This is a genomic window from Actinomycetota bacterium (genome assembly GCA_035759705.1).
Taxonomy (GTDB): Bacteria; Actinomycetota; CADDZG01; order JAHWKV01; family JAHWKV01; genus JAJCYE01.
In genome coordinates, this window is sequence record DASTUJ010000208.1 from 1 (window position 1) to 16898 (window position 16898).

The window sequence follows — 16898 nt, forward strand, 5'->3', positions numbered from 1 at the left end:
CGCAGCAGACGCACAAGAGCCTGGCCGGGTCGGGCGACACCCTGACGGCCCCCATGCAGGGCACGATCGTCAAGGTCCTCCACGTCCCCGGAGACCGGGTGAAGGCGGGCGACGCGATCCTGGTCCTGGAGGCGATGAAGATGGAGAACCAGATCGTGTGCCACATGGACGGCGTGGTGACGCAGGTGCGGGTCAAGGCGGGGCAGACGGTGGCGCTGGGCTCCGAGCTGGCGGTAGTCGAAGCCGGGTAGGGAGTGCCTCAGGACTTGTCCTGGATCTCCCAGGCGTGGTCCAGCACGTGCCACGCCTCCCGCCGGACGAAGTAGGGAACCGGCCAGCCCTTCTCCGGCTTGCCTCCCCCGGGCACGATCTTTTCCATGATGGCCGCCCGCACCTCCTCGATCGCCTTTCGGTTACCCATCTCAGGCTCCTGGATCTTCAGCCCGATGGTCCTGGCGTAGGCGTTCTCTGCCCCCAGCACGTGCTGCATGACCTGGTCCCGGTCCCGGCCGCCTCCCCGGGGCCCCTTCTTCAGAGCCGGCGGGGCCCCGGCAACCACGTCGTCCAGCAGGTCCCATGCCGCCTGCAGCAGGTCCCGCAACCGGTTGGCCTCGGCCCGGTCGAAGTTGTCGTAGTCCGCGCTCGCCACCTTGCCCGGGGCGCCGAAGTCGGTGGTGCCGCTGCCCTCGATGCGCTCGACGACCGTAAAACGCTCGGCCTCTATCTTCGGAAAACGCTTGTGCGCCCGTTTGGCCACCTCGGCGTACCTGGGGGCGGACTCGATGAGCGCTTCAATCGCCGCCTCCTCGGTCTTGCCCGAACGGCACCAGCCGGGCCAGTCGAGCGAGCAGGCAAAGGTTCGCTTCGACCCGATCTCGAGGTAGACGGGGATCTCGATGCCAGCCAAAGTTTGGAAACTCCTTCATCCTGGGGAGGTAAAAGCGCCAGACGGGAAGAGCTTTCTGAAAGTTTTCCTTAAATCGCCGAGGAATATGCCGATAGAACCAGGTCTGTTGTATTTGCGGGGGGAAGATGAACAAAAAGCTCATTGCCGGCGTTTGTCTGGCCGTGGTTCTTGTATTAGGCGGGATTCTCGCCTTGACGCTCTCCGGGGACGACTCCCCCGGCGAGGCCCGGGGTGACTCGCCTTCGCCCTCCGGAACCACACCTACGACCTCTCCGTCCGCTGCGACCTCTCCGTCTCCCGGCGCCTCCGGGTCTCAGACCGCTCCCGGCGCCGTCGCTTTCCCAACCCCTTCACTGCCCGCCGGGTCCGAGGATGCCGAGACCGTGATGGCCATCAACCAGATCATCTTCGAGATCACCCAGGACGCGATCAACCGCCCCAAGGACCAGAGGATGACCTCCGAGGAGATCAACGCACTCATTCAATCCAGGATCAAAGAGCTCAGGGAACGCCAATAGGAGGAAGGAGTCACCGCACCGCTCTCACAGATGGAAGCCAAGCCAACGGGGAGAACGTGAATGAACAAACCGACCAGAGCCATCGCCGCTCTCACATTGTTGGTCGCAGCAGGGGTATATGCAGCACCTCTCCAGGCCGTCGAGTCCGAGTCTGCGACGGCCGAGCAAAAGATTTGCGAAGCATTGGGACCGCTTCGGGACACTCTGGCGACCGCGGTCCAAGCCGCCACCGCCGCCGTTGCGGCCCGGGAGGATGCGGTCAACGACGCCGCCGACGACCTGGACGACTCCAGCACGGCTCTCGGCACCACCGGTCTTGCATTCATCCGTGCGCTCGACGGCACCGGCAACGAGAGGACGACACTTAACGCCTACAACGCCGCTGCAGCCCAGTTCAGCCAGGACGTCGTGGCTTTCGTCGACGCCGTCGAAGATTTCGACGCAGCCCTTCTCGACATCGGGATGAAAAACGCGGTCCTGCGGTACTACGCCGGCCTCTGCCCGGCTCCGACGCCGAGCCCCACCCCGAGCGTCAGCCCGACCCCGAGCGTCAGCCCGACCCCGAGCGTCAGCCCGTCTCCGAGCGTCTCTCCGACCCCCCCGCTGGGAGGCCTGGGGAACCTGCTCAGCAACCTGCTCGGCGGACTGTTCGGACGGCCGTAGCGTGCGGCCCGTCCCGGCAGCTTCCGACCGCTATCCAAGGAGACTTTGATGACTAGGACACCTCGAATACTCGTAGCAGCTTTGACCTCGGTGCTGATGCTCGGCATCTTTGCGGCTCCGGCGTCCTCGGCCGAGGCGGGCAGCGTGGAGGACACCACGTGCGATGCGCTCGGCCCGACAACCGCCACCTTCGCCGAAGCGGTCGCGCTGGGCATCGACAACGTCGAGGAGGCCCAGGAGGCTTTCGACGCGGCCGACTCGGCCCTCGACGCGTCCAGCGCCGCCCTGGGGACCACCGGTCTCGCCTACATCCGGGCGCTCGACGGCACGGGCAACGAGAGGACGACCCTGAATGCGTTCTCCGCCGCGGCCATCGCCTTCAGCGACGACGTCGTCGACTACGTGGACACGGTCGACGACTACTCGAGCGACCTCATGTCCACCGGTCTCAACTCGTCGGTGCTGAACTACCTGACCGGGCTCTGTCCCGCCTGATCCAGCCCGCAAAAAGGGGCCCCCTCGGGGGCCCCTTTGGTGCTTGGAGTACCTACTCGGGCAGGCCCGCGATCTTCAGGCCTGCGCCGGGGTCGAGCTTGTAGCGGATGTTGATGCCGATCAACAGGGCGGTCAGCGACTCGAGGATCCGAGCCGTCTCCAGAGGCCCGCAGTCCACGTAGCGGGCACCCTCGATCTTGGCGACGAACTCCTTGACCACCTCGCGGCCGGCCATGTCTCCACAGCACAGGATGTCGCCGCCGAGGGGCGAGTCGAACTTGACCAGCTTGGCCCCCATCACGGTGTGGAAACCGGAGACCAGGGGGTTGTCCTTGCCCAGCAGGCCCTTGGCCATCTGCGCCACCGAGCCCTCCCAGATGCCGAGCAACCGGGTCGGCTTGCCGCCGACCTCACTGGCCAGCGGGACGTTGCAGTCGAGCACCACCGCGCCGGACTTCAGGTTGGGCTTGATCGCTTTGTAGGTCGGCGCCAGGCCGGGGAACGGGACGGTGACCGCAATCAGGTCGGCCCCCTTTACCGCGTCCTCGTTGGCCGCGCCCGAGATGTTAGCGGCTCCGCCGAGCGCCTCCTTGGCCTCCCCGGCGACCCGCTCCGCCTTCTCGGCCGCCCGGCCGCCGATGACAACCTCGTCGCCGGCGTGCGCCGCTCGCAGGGCAATTCCGTAACCGATTCCCGCAGTTCCGCCAACTACAGCTACTCGCATTGGACTCCCTTGAACACTCGTTGTTTGGGCCCGGATTTCAGGCCGCCCAGATTCGGCTGCCCATTCTATTGGGCGATCTACGCTCAGGTTATATTGGGCTCACCAGTGGAGCCTTCCGTAGACCAGCCCGCGTACAAGCGCACCCTTTACAAAGGTGGGAGCGGCATGTGGTCGTGGATCCTGCACCGGGGCAGCGGGCTGGCCGTCCTGGGATTCCTTTTCCTGCACATCCTGGACACCTCGCTGGTGATGTTCGGCCCCAAGGCCTACAACACCATGGCTCACTTCTACGAGACCGCGTTCTTCCGGCCTCTCGAAGTCGTCCTGATGTTCCTGGTGATCTTCCACGCCTTCAACGGGCTGCGGGTGATCGTTGTCGACCTGTGGGACAAGGGCTCCCGCTACCAGGTCCAGATGAGCCGGCTGGTCTGGGTGATCACCCTCGCGCTGTTCCTGCCGTCGGCGTACATCATGCTGAAGCCGATATTCGAATGAGCGTCGCAGGGGCGTACTCCCGTCACCGCAAACACGACGTGCGGCCGTCCAGCTTCCAGGTCTGGAGCTGGTTCTTCATGCGTATCTCGGGACTGGCGCTGGTCTTTCTGGTGCTGGGCCACATGTTCATCATGCACATCATCGACGGCGGCGTGGACCGCATCGACTACAACTTCGTCTCGGCTCGCTGGGGCGGGTTCTTCTGGCGGGCCTACGACTGGCTCCTGCTGGCGCTGGCGATGCTGCACGGGGCGATCGGCGCCCGGGGCGCCATCGCCGACCACATTCACAAACCGCTCTGGCGGGGGATCGCCAAGACCGTCCTGTACTCGGTGGTGTTCTTCCTGCTGGGAGTCGGCACGCTGGTGATCGTTACCTTCGACGCCTCCCAGATGCCGGGCGGCGGATGAAGACTACGTTCCACAGGTACGACTGTCTGATCGTCGGCGGCGGCGGCGCCGGGTTGCGGGCCGCCCTCGAGGCCTCCGGCCGGGCGTCGACCGCCGTGATATCCAAGCTCTACCCCACCCGGAGCCACACCGGCGCTGCGCAGGGCGGCATGTGCGCGGCGATCGGTAACGTCGAGGAGGACAACTGGGAGTGGCACACCTACGACACGGTCAAGGGCGGCGACTACCTCGTGGACCAGGACGCCGCCGAGATCATGTGCCGGGAGGCGGTGGAGGCGGTGCTGGACCTGGAGCACATGGGCCTGCCCTTCAACCGCACCGAGGAGGGGTTCATCGACCAACGCCGCTTCGGCGGCCACACCCGCAACCACGGCGAAAGCGCGGTGAAGAGGGCGTGCTATTCGGCCGACCGGACCGGCCACATGATCCTGCAGACCCTGTTCCAGCAGTGCGTGAAGAACGACGTGACGTTCTTCAACGAGTGGCACGTCCTGGACCTGATTTTGATCGATGGCCCCGGCGGTGACGGGCCGGCCGGCAAGGCCTGCACGGGCCTGGTCGCCTACGACCTGAAGGGCGGCGGCCTGCACGTCTTCCAGGCCAAGAGCGTCCTGTTTGCCACCGGCGGGTTCGGGCGTCTGTTCAAGATCACCTCGAACGCCCACACGCTCACCGGCGACGGCCCGGCGGTCTGCCTGCGCCGGGGCATCCCGCTGGAGGACATGGAGTTCTTCCAGTTCCACCCGACCGGCATCTCGGGCATCGGCATTCTGCTCAGCGAAGCCGCCCGGGGCGAGGGCGGGATCCTCGTCAACGGCGAGGGCGAACAGTTCATGAAGCGTTATGCCCCCACCATCGCCGACCTGGCGCCCCGGGACATCGTCTCCCGGGCAATCCACACCGAGGTCCAGGAGGGCCGGGGCATCGGCGGCAAGGACTACGTCTACCTGGACCTCACCCACCTCGGCCGGGAGGTTATCGAGACCAAGCTGCCCGACATCGCAGGATTCGCCCGGATGTACCTGGGGGTCGAGCCGATCACCGACCCGGTCCCCATCCAGCCGACCGCCCACTACGCCATGGGCGGCATCCCGACGACAGTCCACGGGCAGGTCGTCACCGACGCCGGCGGGACCACGGTGCAGGGACTTTTTGCCGCCGGGGAGTGCGCCTGCGTCTCGGTGCACGGGGCCAACCGGCTGGGGACCAACTCGCTGCTGGACATCATCGTGTTCGGCCGCAGGGCGGGCATCCGTATGGCGGAGCACGCTCTGGTCACCGAGTTCATCGACCTGCCCGACACCCCGGAGGCGGCGGTGGAGGCCGAGATCTCCGCTCTGCTCGGCCGGGAGACCGGGGCCCGGCCGGTGACCCTCCGGGAGGAGCTGCAGGCCAGGATGACCAACGACTGCGGCGTCGAACGCAGCGAGGAGTCCCTCACCCGGGCCGCCCAACACATCACGGAACTGCAGGCCCGGTACCGTGAGGTTGCCATCGACGACCGGTCGAGCGCCTACAACCAGGACCTCATGGAGGCGATGGAGCTCGGCTTCCTCCTGGACCTGGCCGAGGTCACGGTCGCAGCGGCGCTGGCCCGCACCGAGAGCCGCGGCGGCCACTACCGCAAGGACTACCCGGACCGGGACGACGAGAACTGGCTGAAGCACTCCCTGGTCGCCCGGGACGCGGCCGGGTCGCTGACCAAGTCGTTCAAGCCGGTTCAGATCACCCGGTACCAGCCGACCGCCCGAAAATATTAGTGCCCTGACAGGGCACTCTAGGTCACGGCCTCCCGCTCCTGGATCGGGTAGGCGCCGGGCCACCACCTGGGCCGGGGCTGATCGGACAGGTTCTCGTCGCCGTACTTTTTCGACAGGTAGACGGCGATGGCCCAGGGCAGCAGTCCGTACAGGATGTGTGCCACGAAGTTGGTCTGCGACAGGACCAGGTAGGACTGCACCGCGTTGCCCCAGCCATGGAGAAGGACCATCAGCCAGGTGCTCTCGGTGCTGTTGTAGATCCAGGTGTTCACCATCGTCCAACCGACGATCCCGAAGGTCAGCCCCAGCAACGTCGGGAGGATCAAGAGAGGTTCGTCCCGGTTGTAGTAGATCGTGAACGGGACGTGCCAGAGGCCCCACGCGAATCCGAGGATCCAGCTCGACCGGGCCGCGGTGCTCTTCGCCTGCAGGTGCGGAAGGGCAAAGCCTCGCCAGCCGGGCTCTTCCGCCAGGCCGGTGAACACGATCATGTAGAGCAGGAACGGCACAAAAGCGGCCAGGGCCAACCTTGGCTCGTACTCGCCGAACTTCATGCCGCCCAGAACGAAGCCGAGGGCGAGGCTGGCCAGAGCCAGAAGCACAGGGATAACCAGAACGATCCCGTACCAGCGCGCCGGCCTGCGCCAGGCAGCTATACGGGCGCCCCAGTCGCTGAGGCCCGCTCTGCCGTAGAGCATACGAATGAGGACCAGGGCGGCCAGTGCCGGCCCGAACTGCCCCAGGTTGAACAGCAGGAACGGAGCCAGGAGCCCCGGGGCAGGCTCCCCGCCTGCTATGTCGGTGAAGTGCCTGTAGTTGTCCTCGTTGCTGAGGTCGAAACCGTCCCGGCCGGCGAAGAAAAGGGCTGCGATCTGCAGCGGCCAGGTGATCAGATAGGTCAGGGCGAAGAAGCTGCCAACCGGGTGTTTGCGAACCATCGTCTCCTCCCCACGGCCTCCCGCCGCCCGCGCTCCGGGCGATCTCACCGGCCCGATCATTCTAGTTTTCGTCCCGGAGTCACCGCAGGACCGTTATAGGCTTCATGGTTTCCTCCGGGTAGGGACGGTGGCGATCGAAAAGAAATCCATGAAGAAGGTGGCTGCATCCGCGGCCGTGATCGCGGTCCTCGGCGCGATCCTCGTCCAGGCCCTGGGCTCGCCCGCCGCGGCGCAAACAGGCTGCCGCACGCCGGACACCGCGTCCGGGCCCGGGGCCAGGTTCCACCTCGCCACCGCCGTCCCGGGAGCGGGCGCTCTGCTGGCACAGGCTCCGGCGGACTCCTGCGTGTTCATCACCGATGGGTCGGTGGTCGAGGGGGATGCGGAGACGACGATTCAGTTCCGGATCTTCACTACGTTCCCGCTGGATTTTCCCTTTCAGGTGAACTACTCCACCTCCGGTGTGTCGGCCATCGGCGGATCCGACTACGTCGAGGTTTTCGGATCGGTCCAGCTGACGATCGCCACTCCCGGCGTCGAGATCAGCGTGCCGGTCAACGGAGACCAGGTGTTCGAGCCGGAAGAGATTTTCCACGTGAACCTCACCGCCGGCGGAGGGGGGTTCCGGATCGAGGACGGGCTGGGCGTGGGGACGATCGTGAACGACGACCCGGCGCCGCCGGGACCGCAGGCCCTCCCGCCTCCGCCCCCGCCGGCGCCCGTCCCCCTCCCGGAAGCTCCGGCGGCAGAGGCGCTCCCTCCCCCGCCGGTATTCCCCGTCCCCACCCCCGGCGCGCCGGCCCCGCCCCCGGCTGCCTCGCCCGCACCGGAACCCTCGCCCTCCCCCGCAGCGCCGGCGGCTCCCCGGCAGACGGTTTCCGTGAGAGCGTCCGGCGGGGGGACGGCCGCTCCTCCGGGCGGATCGGTAGACGTGTCGGCCCGCGGGTTCGCCTCCTGCGCCGAGGTGCTGTTCCTGCTCGACGGCGTCCGCATCGGTTCACGAATTCCCATTAACGGGGGGACCGCCTCGCTGGACCGGGTGTCGATCCCCGGGGACACCGAGCCGGGTGTGCGCACGATATCGGCCTCTTGCAACGGTCCCGGCTTCGGCAGCCCCCGCACCCGGCTCACGATCACCTCCCCGCCGGTCCACCGCACCGCGCTGGTCACCTCGATTCCCCAGCCCTGGCAGGTTCCGCTCGACCCGGTGTCGATTGGCTTCAGCCTCCTGGCCGCTCTGGGCATGATCGTGCTGGTGGCGATCCCGGCCGAGCTGTTCAACTCGACGCTGGAGGAGAACAACGCAGAGATCCGCTCCCTGCTCCACCTCCCCGCCCGGCGCAAGGAGCCCCGGCGGCCTCTCAGCCCGGCTGCAACGTTCACCTTGTTCGTTTTCACCGGCGGGTTGCTCTACGCCCTCCTCAGTCCCGGCTTTGCCCCGGACATCTCGTCGTTTGCGCTGATCGCCGGCATGACATTTGCGCTGGCGGTAACCACAGCCGGTTTCGGGGTCCCGCAGGGGATCTACATGCGCCGCCGGTTTGGAGAGAGTGGACAGCTTTCGGTGGTGCCCGGCACCCTGGTGGTGTCGGCGGTCTTCGTCCTCCTTTCTTTGGCGGTTCACCTCAACCCCGGGCTGATCTACGGAATTGTCGGGGGGTTCGCCTTTCGTAACTCCTTAGCCCGGGACGAAGAGGGCCGCCTTGCGGCGGGGGCCACGCTCTGCTTGCTGCTGCTGTGCCTGGCCGCCTGGTTCGCCCGGGCCGCCATCTCGGGACCGGCCACCCGGCCGGACGCCGGATTTCTGATCCTGGCCGTCGAGGCAGGCCTGGCCGGGATCGTCCTCGTCGGCCTGGAGAGTCTGACGATCGGGCTGATCCCGCTGCGCGCACTGAACGGGCGAAAGATCGCCGACTGGAGCTTCCCCGCCTGGATGGCGGTCTTCACTATCACCGCGGCGGCTTTCGTCCACATCCTGCTGACCCCGTCCAGCGGGTACGTCAGCCCGCTGCAGGGCAGGAGCGCGATCATCTTCCTATCCGTGGCGGGGCTGCTCGCCGCCGGAGCGGTCGCCTTCTGGGCCTACTTTCAGTTCCGGGAACCCCGAAAAGAACACTGAGGATTCCCCCGGGCGGGTCGGCAGCTTAGGATCACCGGAAAGATGACGTCCGCCCTACTGAACAGGTTCTCGACCGGTACCCTTTTCCTGATCATCGTCGGGGGCACCACCCTGGTCGCAGTGCTCGCCAGCCTGCTCATCCGCCGCAAGTTCCCGAACCTGTCCGAATCGGACTTCGAAAACCTGACGGGCATCCTTCGGGCGGACGTCTTTGCACTGCTGTTCTCGATAGTCCTGGGCCTTGTGATCGCCGATCAGTCCGGCAACATGGCAACCGCGTCGGCGACGATCTCCCGGGAGACCAGCGCGCTGGCGGAGATGGCGGCGGCGTCCGAGGCATTTGAGCCGTCGGAACGGGTGGGGCTGTCCACCGCCCTGGACGAATACCTGCACGCCGTGGTCGACGACGAGTTCACGGCGATGTCGACCGGAAGGGCCAGCCCCCGGGCCGCCGCGGCGCTCGAAGCCCTTCACGCCGCCTACCGCCAGTACGAGCCCCAAACCGAGGTGCAGCGTGCGTTTTACTCCCGCTCGGTCGACAACCTCGGCGAGATCATCCTGAACCGCCGGGACCGGCTGCAGCAGAGCCAGGACGGACTGTCGCCGCTGCTCAGGACTCTTCTGCTCGTCGGCGCCTTCGTGTTCATCCTCCTCGCCTACCCGGCCAGCGTCCGGAACCTGCGGGCACACCTGTCGATTGTGGCCGCGACCGCGGCGTTCGTGTCCTTTGCCTACCTGCTGACGATGGTCCTCGACTACCCCTACGCCGGACAGGTTTCGGTCGACAGCTCGCCCTACAAGCTCGGCGCCCTGGCCCAGTTCTGGGGAGAAGACGACCAGCCGCGCCCGTTGGATTCGCCGCAGCTGGGGGAGATCGACGAAGAAACTCTCCTGGGGAAGTGGAACTCGCAAAACGCGTACGGGGAGATGTTGTTCCGCAAGGTCGGCGGCGAGATCCGCGGCGCCTACCGGTTGGAGAGCGGCACGGTCACCGGCACCCTGGGGGACGACGGCGTGTTCCGGGGGTGGTGGTGCCAGGAGCCGGACCGGAAGGAGCCGGACAACGCCGGAGAGGTGGAGTGGCGCCTGCTCGACGATCCCGAGACGCCGGGGGTTCAACTGGATGGGCGGTGGAGGTACGGGGCGACGGGCAGACTGATCGGGGGGTGGGACCTGACCAAGATCGGCGGGGTGGAGCCGGGCGACCTGCGGGCCCTCGTGGAGGACACCTCGCGCTTCTGCGCCCACCCCTAGATGGCGGGCTTCTGTTCGAGTCCGAGCTCGGCCAGGATCGCCGAGTAGGTCAGCTGGGCTTTCATCTCGGCGGCCCGGTTGCCCGCCCGCTCGTGAGCTGAGATCAACCTGCGCCACAGGTTGTCGCGAAACCGGTCGAGTGTCAGACCGCGTTCGCAGGCCCGCACGCAGGCATCCAGGTCGCCGGAGTCCCGGCAGGCGTCGGCCAGCGACTGAGCAGCCTCCACCGCCTGGGCACGGCAGCGTTCCCGCTCCATCACCACCCACTCCGCAGGGCCCTCCTCGCTGAGCAGGTCGCCGCTGTGCAGGTCCAACGCCAGCTGGTACGCCTGGGCCGCCCTGGGGTAGTCCTTCGCGGCCCGGGCCTGCCTTCCTTCGGCCAGGCTCTGCTCGAACTCCCTCAGGTCAACCACCGACCCCTGGGGGAGGTCCAGGCAGTAGGACTCGCCGTCCCGGCCCAGCAGCGTGTCGCCCGAAGCAAGGGGCGCGCTTGCGAGCAGCCGCCGCACCGCGTGCACGGCTACCTGGAGGTTGCGGCGGACCACCTCGCGGTCCGACTCCGGCCACAGCGCAGCGCCGATCACCTCCAGGTGGACGGGCCGGGGGAAATGAATGGACAGCATCCGCAGAAGCTGGCGCGCCCGTGGCTTGATTGCCTTGAGGTCCAGCTGGCTTCCGCCGACGGTAATCCTGTATTCGCCGAAACAACGGATGTCGACCGGGGCAGGGACCGGGTCGTCCAGGAGCTCTGCAGCCTGCGGCTGGGTCGTCCGGGCCAGGCCCGACCGGTCCCGGATCTCGCCGGCCAGGGCGCGGTAGAAATCTGCCCGGTGCGGCTCGGCGATGGCCAGGGCGTCGTAGGCGAAGTGCAGGGGCCCTCCCAGGTGGGCAGCCCTGGCGACCGACTCTGCCTGCAGGGCCGCCGTACGGGCGGAGGAGTCGCCCGACCTCGCCAGCAACAGGGAACGGACGCATAAACACCACGCCTCAAGAGTGGTGGCCCCCAGCAACCGGAAGTCTTCGGCAGCCGCTTCCAGCGGCGTTCCCGGCCCCTCCCCCGCAACCAGCCGGCCCAGCCCCTCCAGCAGCCCGGCCAGGGCGCGACCCCAGGTGTCGGCCTGCCCGTCGAAGTGGGCCCGGACCGAAGCGGCTTCGGCCAGACCCTCCCGCCTTCCGGTAAGAGCCAGGACCGCCCGGCCCACCAGCGCGAGCCAGGCGTTCCCGCAGCGGTCGGCCTCGGAGACCACCGAGTCGAGCTCGGTGGCGGCCTCGGGGTCGTGCAGCAGAAGTACAACCGCCTCCGCCAGCCGGGCCCCGAGAACCAGGCTCTCGCTCGCTTCCGGCATCGAAACGGCTGCCCGAAGCGCCTCACGGGCGTCGTTCAGGTTCCCGGCGAGGAGCGATGTCAGACCGGCCGCCACCATGTCCCTGGGCGCCGGCCGATCGGCTCCCACTACCGGAGACTGGATGGACCGGGTCGACGCCCTGACCAGCCCGTCCCAGCCGCTCAGCTGCTCCAGGGGGCGCTCCAGCCAGACGGCTATCGCCCGGCGTTCGGACCTGCAGGTTTCCATGCCGGCCTGGGTTTGGAAGGCGTTCTCGGCCCGGGTGTAAGTTTCGATCGCCTCCCGCCACTGTCCCGCCAGGCGCGGGCGGCGAGCCGACCCCAGCAGGAGCCAGGGGTTGTCCGCGGCCAGAGGCAGAGGCATCCGGTCGATCCAGGGGGCGGCGCTGCTGGCCAGCCTCGGGCCTTCGTTGGCCAGCAGCCGGCCGACTCCCTCCCAGTCCTCGGCCCGGAAGAACGCGTAGAGCGCGTCGGCGTGGTCCCCGGAATCCTCCAGAAGGGCCCCGGCCTCCCGGTAGCGCAGCCTGGCGGCGGCCTCTCCCAGCTTTTGGACCAGAATCGCCTCGAGGTGGGTTCTCAGCACGTCGTGGCACCGGTACCCATCCCCGGCCGTGGCCGAAGAGAGGAGCTGACGGTCTTCGAGTTCCTCCAGCAGGGCCGCCGACCCGGTAACCCGGAGCAGCCGGTCGCAGAGCCCGCCGGTCAACCGGCCGAGGACGCATGTCTCCACCAGGAAGGTCCTCAGGCGGACGGGCAGCTCGCGCACGACGTTGTCGGCCAGGTATTCACGTATCAACTTCGAGGACCCGTTCAGGGTGTCCAGCCGCGCCCGGCGCTCGACCAGAGGCCTGTCCCGGGTAGCCAGGTGGAACAGGTGGAGCCCGGCGGCCCAGCCGCTCGTCTTGTGCGTGAGCAGCGCCAGATCCTCGGGGAGCAGCGGATCGCGGTACAGCTCGCTATAGAGGCGCTCCACCTCCCACGCCCGGAAACGAAGGTCGCCGGCTTCGATCAGCTGAAGCCGGCCGTCCAGCCTAAGGCGGGAGAGGTTGAGCCTCGGCGAGGACCGGGAGGCGGCGACTACCGCCAGGTTGCGGGGAAGAAAGCGGACGAGACGGCCGAGCGCCTGCTCGGCGTTGCTGTCCTCCAGGGCGTGGAGGTCGTCGAGCACCAGGACCGCCTTTTGCTTCAAGCCGTGGAGAGCGGCAGCAGCTCCCTCCACCGAGCTGAAGTCGCCTTTGAGATCGGGAAGCGCTGCCCTTAGCGACGCGTCGAGGTAACGGAGCAGGTGGCCTGGATCCCTCTCGGAGCTCTCCGCCCTGAACCAGGCGACCGGCACCCGGGCGCCCGCGGCAAACTGGGCTAGGAGGGTGGTCTTTCCCGATCCGGCGGGCGCGACGAGGAGTACGAGTCCGTGCTCCCATGGGTCCTGGAGAGCACTGAGGAGCCGCTGTCGTTGCAGGCCTGAAGCCGACGGGACCCGCCACCTGGCGGGAACCAAAGGCAATTCAAGCCGGTGTTTGAAGGCCTTGGCATCCGGCATTCCAGCTACTTCCAGAGGCTGGCCGGTCGCCCGGCCAAGGGGAAAGTACTCGGGAAACTCGACGAGTATACGGGGATTTCCCGTTCTTCCGGAAGGGCCAATTTTGCAGTAGGCGGGTTCGGTCAAGAGCGCGTTTAGCGGAGGTTAAGCGGGGCTGGGGAGTATGCAGATCCCCGAGCTAGGAGAGCGATGCAAGCCCCGATCACAGTCGTCGTCCAGGCCCAGGACCCCCTTTCCAGGGAGGGCGTCCGGGCCCAGTTGCTGGAGTGTCCAGAGGTCCACCTCATGGAAGCCGGAGGAGCTCCGCCCGACGTCGGCGTGGTCGTGGGTGACGACATCGACGGCGCCGTCCTCCAGGCGATCCGGTCGCTCAGAGCCTCCGGGTGCCGGCGCCTGGTGCTCGTCGCGGGACGAGTCGACGACGCAGGCCTGCTCTCGGCGGTCGAGTGCGGCATCTGCGGCCTCCTCCGCCGGTCGGAGACGACCCGGGAGAGGCTCCTGAACACGGTTAGGTCGGCTGCGGCGGGCTCCGGGCAGCTTGCTCCCGACCTGCTGGGCCGCCTTTTGGAGCAGATGGGCCAGCTCTACTCAACTTCCCTGCTGCCTAAGGGGATCGCCCTCTCCGGTCTCACCGACCGCGAGAAGGGGGTCCTGAAGCTCGTGGCCGAGGGTTGGGGGACCTCGGAGATAGCGGCGACGCTCTCCTACTCGGAGCGCACCGTGAAAAGCGTCCTTCACGACATAACCAGCCGGCTCAACCTGCGCAACCGGTCCCACGCGGTGGCCTACGCAGTTCGGCAGGGTCTGATCTAGGTGATACACGAGGTCGACGAGACTCTGGACGGCATAGTCAAACGGGACGTCCTGAACGGCTCCAACGTCGAGGTCAGCTTCGACGCCCCCTCGAGGGAGTGGGCCGCCCGCCGGTCGAGCCCCGCGCTGAACTTCTACCTCTACGACATCACGGAGGATCTGAGCCGGCGTGACCTGAACATTCAGGAGACCAGGAACGAGCAGGGCCGGGTGGTGGCACGGAGGGTTCCCGACAAACGTTTCCGGCTGGCCTACCTGGTCACGGCGTGGACCCAGCGGCCGCAGGACGAGCACCGGCTTCTGAGCTCGGTTTTGACCTGTTTTCTGCGCTTCGACGCCCTCCCGGCCGAGGATCTCAAAGGCAGCCTGGCCGACGCGAGTACGGCGATCAGGGTGACGGTCGGCCAGCCTCTGCCGAAGGACCGCCAGCTGTCGGACATCTGGTCGGCCCTGGGCGGTGAGCTGAAGCCCTCGCTGGACCTGGTGGTAATCGCTCCGTTCGCCAGCGGCAAGGGGATGCAGGTCGGCAAGCTGGTAACCGCCGGGCCGGTCGTTCACATGACGGGTGCACAGGGCCAGGACGAGACCGTTACCCAGGCGCCGGAGGGGGGCTCCCGCAGCACAGACCCGGCGGAGCGTCCCGTCAGGATCCGACGGATCCCCACGTGAGCCCGGCAGAGTCTGCCGCCTACCTGCAGGCCCGGCTCGAGGTGGTGGAGGCCCGCGTCCGCTTCCTGGTCGACACCCGCCGCGGCGTCGACCCCAACCCCGACGATGCCTTCCGCGGCCTGTACGTCTCGGACGATCAGGTCGACCTGATGCTCGCCCCGGCCGTGCCCGCCGGGGACCGGGCGCCGGCCGGCCCCGAAGACACCCGTCGCCTGGAGCTGGAAGCCTGGGCCGACGAGCAGGAGGCCGGCGGCCGGGAGCTCCGGCTGAGGGCCCTGTGCCGCAACTTCGGCCTCGACGGCTGGGACCTGGAGATCCTCCTAATTGCCCTGGCTCCGGACCTCGATCCCCGGTTCGAGCGGCTTTACGGGTATTTGAACGACGACGTGTCCCGTCGCCGGGCGACGATCGGGCTTGCTCTGGAACTGTGCGGCCTCAGTCTGCGAAGCACGCTGGAGGCTAGCGAGGTCCTAGGCCGCGTTCACCCGGGCGCAGCCCTGGTCGCGGGCGGGTTGCTGCTGGTGGAGGAAACCGACCGGCCTTTGTTGACCCGGCCTCTTCGAGTCCCGGACCGGGTGATTGCCCACCTCCTGGGGGACGACCGCCCCCACCCGTCGATCGCCGACTTCCTCGTAAGCCACCCGCCCGTGAGGTCGGCGGGCGTCGACCTCGTCTACCTCGGGCTCGGCAGCGGCGCCCGGATCATCTATGTCCGCGAGTCGGCTGCGGCCACAGGTCTTTCGCTCGGGACCTCGGCGCTCCAGCAAGCCGGTTTGAACCCCGTGGGAATCGACTTTTCCCTTATCGAACCGGCGCGGGATCTGCCCGAGCTGCTCCAGGCCGCCATCCGGGAAGCGCGGCTGGCCGGAGGAGGGCTGGTGGCCGGGCCGTTGGACCTTCTAGCGAACGACAGGGTGGCGGCCATCCGGCTGCTCTGCGCCGCCGATTGTCCGGTGGTGCTGGTGGGATCCCGGTCATGGGACCCGACGTGGTCATCGCAGGTTGCGCTGGTGATCGACGCTCCTCTGCCCACCTACGAGGATCGGGAGCTCCTCTGGCGAGCCAGCCTGAACGGCCACGGTCCGGAGGGCGCCGACCTCGCCCGGGCGACACAACAGTTCCGCCTGACGCCCGAACAGGTCAGGCGCGCAGCCAGGTTTGCTCTCTTGAAGGCGGCGGCGTCCGGAACCGGGATCACCGTCCAGGATGTTCAGGCCGGGGCCCGGGCCCAGAATGCAGGGGCTCTCGAGCGCCTGACCCGCCGGGTAGAGCCTCGGGCAAGCTGGGAGGACCTCGTGCTCCCGGCCGACACCGTTACCCAGCTTTGGGAGCTGACCCACCGGGCCCGCCTCAGTGACCGGGTACTCCAGCGCTGGACCGGGGGGTCGGCCAAAGGCCGGGGCGTGAGCGCCCTGTTCGCCGGGGACTCGGGCACCGGCAAGACGATGTCCGCGGAGATAGTCGCAAAAGAGCTCGGGCTGGACCTGTACGTCATCGACCTGTCGACGGTCATCGACAAGTACATAGGTGAAACCGAGAAGAATCTCGAGCGGATATTCGTCGAGGCCGACCGGGTTAACGCAGTTCTGCTTTTCGACGAAGCCGACGCCATCTTCGGCAAGCGCTCCGAGGTTCAGGACGCACACGACCGGTACGCAAACGTGGAAACCGCCTACCTGTTGCAGCGAATCGAGCGGTTCGACGGCCTGGCCATCCTCACTACGAACCTTCGGTCGAACGTCGATGAGGCTTTCACCCGCAGGCTGGACGCGATCATCGACTTTCCCAGTCCGGAGCAGGACGACCGCCGGCGGTTGTGGGAAGTCCACCTTCGGCGAGGGATGGCGGCCGAGGACCTGGATCTGGACTTTTTGTCCCGGGCATTCAAGTTGTCCGGTGGCAACATCGCCAACATAGTGCTGTCGGCGGCATTCCTGGCAGCGCAGGAGGAGATCGAGGTGGGCATGGCGCACCTGATCCGTGCGACCGAGAGGGAGTACCGCAAGCTGGGCCACCTGTGCGTACCGGAGGAGTTCGGTCCCTACTACCCGCTGATCGCAAGGGCCGGGAACGGCTCGACGAGCTCCAGGTAGATCCGCCGAACCTATCTGGCTCAGGGATTCATCGCCGCCCTTTGGGGCAGCAAACAGTGCCCGAAAGTGCAGAAGGTTTCTCTTTTGGGGCGCCTGCCGGCCCATTATCATGAGCCAGGTTCACCCCCGACGGCGCGCGCCATGGATCACATCTG

Annotated in this window: 16 protein-coding genes; 12 read left to right on the forward strand and 4 right to left on the reverse strand. The window is 67.4% G+C overall.

The genetic code is table 11. The annotated features are described in order from the left end of the window. On the forward strand, positions 1 to 251 hold a 251-nt coding region (locus VFV09_14610; protein ID HEU4868942.1), incomplete at its 5' end, for a biotin/lipoyl-containing protein. Between the two features lie 8 nt (positions 252 to 259). On the opposite strand, the gene VFV09_14615 is transcribed toward VFV09_14610, so the two are convergent. Beyond that, positions 260 to 907 (reverse strand): hypothetical protein, encoded by a 648-nt coding sequence (locus VFV09_14615; protein ID HEU4868943.1) that lies wholly within the window; start codon positions 905 to 907, stop codon positions 260 to 262. 125 nt (positions 908 to 1032) lie between these two features. On the opposite strand from VFV09_14615, the gene VFV09_14620 reads away from it, so the two are divergent. From VFV09_14620 to VFV09_14630, 3 genes are read left to right on the forward strand one after another with little or no spacing between them, the layout of a single operon-like run. Next, positions 1033 to 1425: a hypothetical protein gene (locus tag VFV09_14620; GenBank protein HEU4868944.1), complete on the forward strand. Its 393-nt coding sequence runs from the start codon at positions 1033 to 1035 to the stop codon at positions 1423 to 1425. Between the two features lie 60 nt (positions 1426 to 1485). Next, positions 1486 to 2088 carry a hypothetical protein gene (locus tag VFV09_14625; protein HEU4868945.1) on the forward strand — a complete coding sequence of 201 codons (603 nt, stop codon included), beginning with the start codon at positions 1486 to 1488 and terminating at the stop codon, positions 2086 to 2088. Positions 2089 to 2136: 48 nt separating this feature from the next. Continuing rightward, complete coding sequence (locus VFV09_14630; GenBank protein HEU4868946.1) at positions 2137 to 2583, forward strand: hypothetical protein; 447 nt, start codon at positions 2137 to 2139, stop codon at positions 2581 to 2583. 52 nt (positions 2584 to 2635) lie between these two features. Here the strand turns inward: VFV09_14630 and npdG are convergent, their stop codons facing one another. After that, positions 2636 to 3307: an NADPH-dependent F420 reductase gene (npdG, locus tag VFV09_14635; protein ID HEU4868947.1), complete on the reverse strand. Its 672-nt coding sequence runs from the start codon at positions 3305 to 3307 to the stop codon at positions 2636 to 2638. Between the two features lie 105 nt (positions 3308 to 3412). On the opposite strand from npdG, the gene sdhC reads away from it, so the two are divergent. From sdhC to sdhA, 3 genes are read left to right on the forward strand one after another with little or no spacing between them, the layout of a single operon-like run. Beyond that, the gene (sdhC, locus tag VFV09_14640; GenBank protein HEU4868948.1) at positions 3413 to 3802 is read left to right on the forward strand and encodes a succinate dehydrogenase, cytochrome b556 subunit; all 390 of its coding nucleotides are present in this window, start codon (positions 3413 to 3415) and stop codon (positions 3800 to 3802) included. Next, the gene (locus VFV09_14645; protein HEU4868949.1) at positions 3799 to 4212 is read left to right on the forward strand and encodes a succinate dehydrogenase hydrophobic membrane anchor subunit; all 414 of its coding nucleotides are present in this window, start codon (positions 3799 to 3801) and stop codon (positions 4210 to 4212) included. The genes sdhC and VFV09_14645 overlap by 4 nt, the downstream gene beginning before the upstream one ends. Next, positions 4209 to 5972 carry a succinate dehydrogenase flavoprotein subunit gene (gene sdhA, locus VFV09_14650; protein ID HEU4868950.1) on the forward strand — a complete coding sequence of 588 codons (1764 nt, stop codon included), beginning with the start codon at positions 4209 to 4211 and terminating at the stop codon, positions 5970 to 5972. The genes VFV09_14645 and sdhA overlap by 4 nt, the downstream gene beginning before the upstream one ends. 17 nt (positions 5973 to 5989) lie before the next feature. Here the strand turns inward: sdhA and VFV09_14655 are convergent, their stop codons facing one another. Beyond that, positions 5990 to 6958 carry a type II CAAX endopeptidase family protein gene (locus tag VFV09_14655; GenBank protein ID HEU4868951.1) on the reverse strand — a complete coding sequence of 323 codons (969 nt, stop codon included), beginning with the start codon at positions 6956 to 6958 and terminating at the stop codon, positions 5990 to 5992. A 79-nt stretch (positions 6959 to 7037) separates the two neighbouring features. Between VFV09_14655 and VFV09_14660 the strand changes: the two genes are divergently transcribed. After that, positions 7038 to 9029, forward strand: a complete 1992-nt coding sequence (locus tag VFV09_14660; protein HEU4868952.1) for an FGLLP motif-containing membrane protein — start codon at positions 7038 to 7040, stop codon at positions 9027 to 9029. A gap of 42 nt (positions 9030 to 9071) precedes the next feature. Next, the gene (locus tag VFV09_14665; protein HEU4868953.1) at positions 9072 to 10283 is read left to right on the forward strand and encodes a hypothetical protein; all 1212 of its coding nucleotides are present in this window, start codon (positions 9072 to 9074) and stop codon (positions 10281 to 10283) included. Here VFV09_14665 and VFV09_14670 read toward each other — a convergent pair. Next, positions 10280 to 13132, reverse strand: coding sequence for a BTAD domain-containing putative transcriptional regulator (locus tag VFV09_14670; protein ID HEU4868954.1), 2853 nt, complete (start codon positions 13130 to 13132; stop codon positions 10280 to 10282). The genes VFV09_14665 and VFV09_14670 overlap by 4 nt on opposite strands. A gap of 225 nt (positions 13133 to 13357) precedes the next feature. Between VFV09_14670 and VFV09_14675 the strand changes: the two genes are divergently transcribed. Genes VFV09_14675 through VFV09_14685 form a run of 3 tightly spaced genes read left to right on the forward strand, consistent with a single transcriptional unit; the run spans position 13358 to position 16743 of the window. After that, positions 13358 to 13981, forward strand: coding sequence for a response regulator transcription factor (locus VFV09_14675; protein HEU4868955.1), 624 nt, complete (start codon positions 13358 to 13360; stop codon positions 13979 to 13981). Further along, positions 13982 to 14650 (forward strand): DUF4255 domain-containing protein, encoded by a 669-nt coding sequence (locus VFV09_14680; GenBank protein HEU4868956.1) that lies wholly within the window; start codon positions 13982 to 13984, stop codon positions 14648 to 14650. Next, positions 14647 to 16743: an ATP-binding protein gene (locus tag VFV09_14685; GenBank protein ID HEU4868957.1), complete on the forward strand. Its 2097-nt coding sequence runs from the start codon at positions 14647 to 14649 to the stop codon at positions 16741 to 16743. The genes VFV09_14680 and VFV09_14685 overlap by 4 nt, the downstream gene beginning before the upstream one ends. Positions 16744 to 16898 lie beyond the last annotated feature (155 nt).

Coding starts and splice junctions, on each gene's coding strand:
- VFV09_14620 (HEU4868944.1), top strand. CDS start 1,033: ATGAACAAAAAGCTCATTGCCGGCGTTTGTCTGGCCGTGGTTCTTGTA.
- VFV09_14625 (HEU4868945.1), top strand. CDS start 1,486: ATGAACAAACCGACCAGAGCCATCGCCGCTCTCACATTGTTGGTCGCA.
- VFV09_14630 (HEU4868946.1), top strand. CDS start 2,137: ATGACTAGGACACCTCGAATACTCGTAGCAGCTTTGACCTCGGTGCTG.
- npdG (HEU4868947.1), bottom strand. CDS start 3,307: ATGCGAGTAGCTGTAGTTGGCGGAACTGCGGGAATCGGTTACGGAATT.
- VFV09_14645 (HEU4868949.1), top strand. CDS start 3,799: ATGAGCGTCGCAGGGGCGTACTCCCGTCACCGCAAACACGACGTGCGG.
- sdhA (HEU4868950.1), top strand. CDS start 4,209: ATGAAGACTACGTTCCACAGGTACGACTGTCTGATCGTCGGCGGCGGC.
- VFV09_14665 (HEU4868953.1), top strand. CDS start 9,072: ATGACGTCCGCCCTACTGAACAGGTTCTCGACCGGTACCCTTTTCCTG.
- VFV09_14675 (HEU4868955.1), top strand. CDS start 13,358: ATGCAAGCCCCGATCACAGTCGTCGTCCAGGCCCAGGACCCCCTTTCC.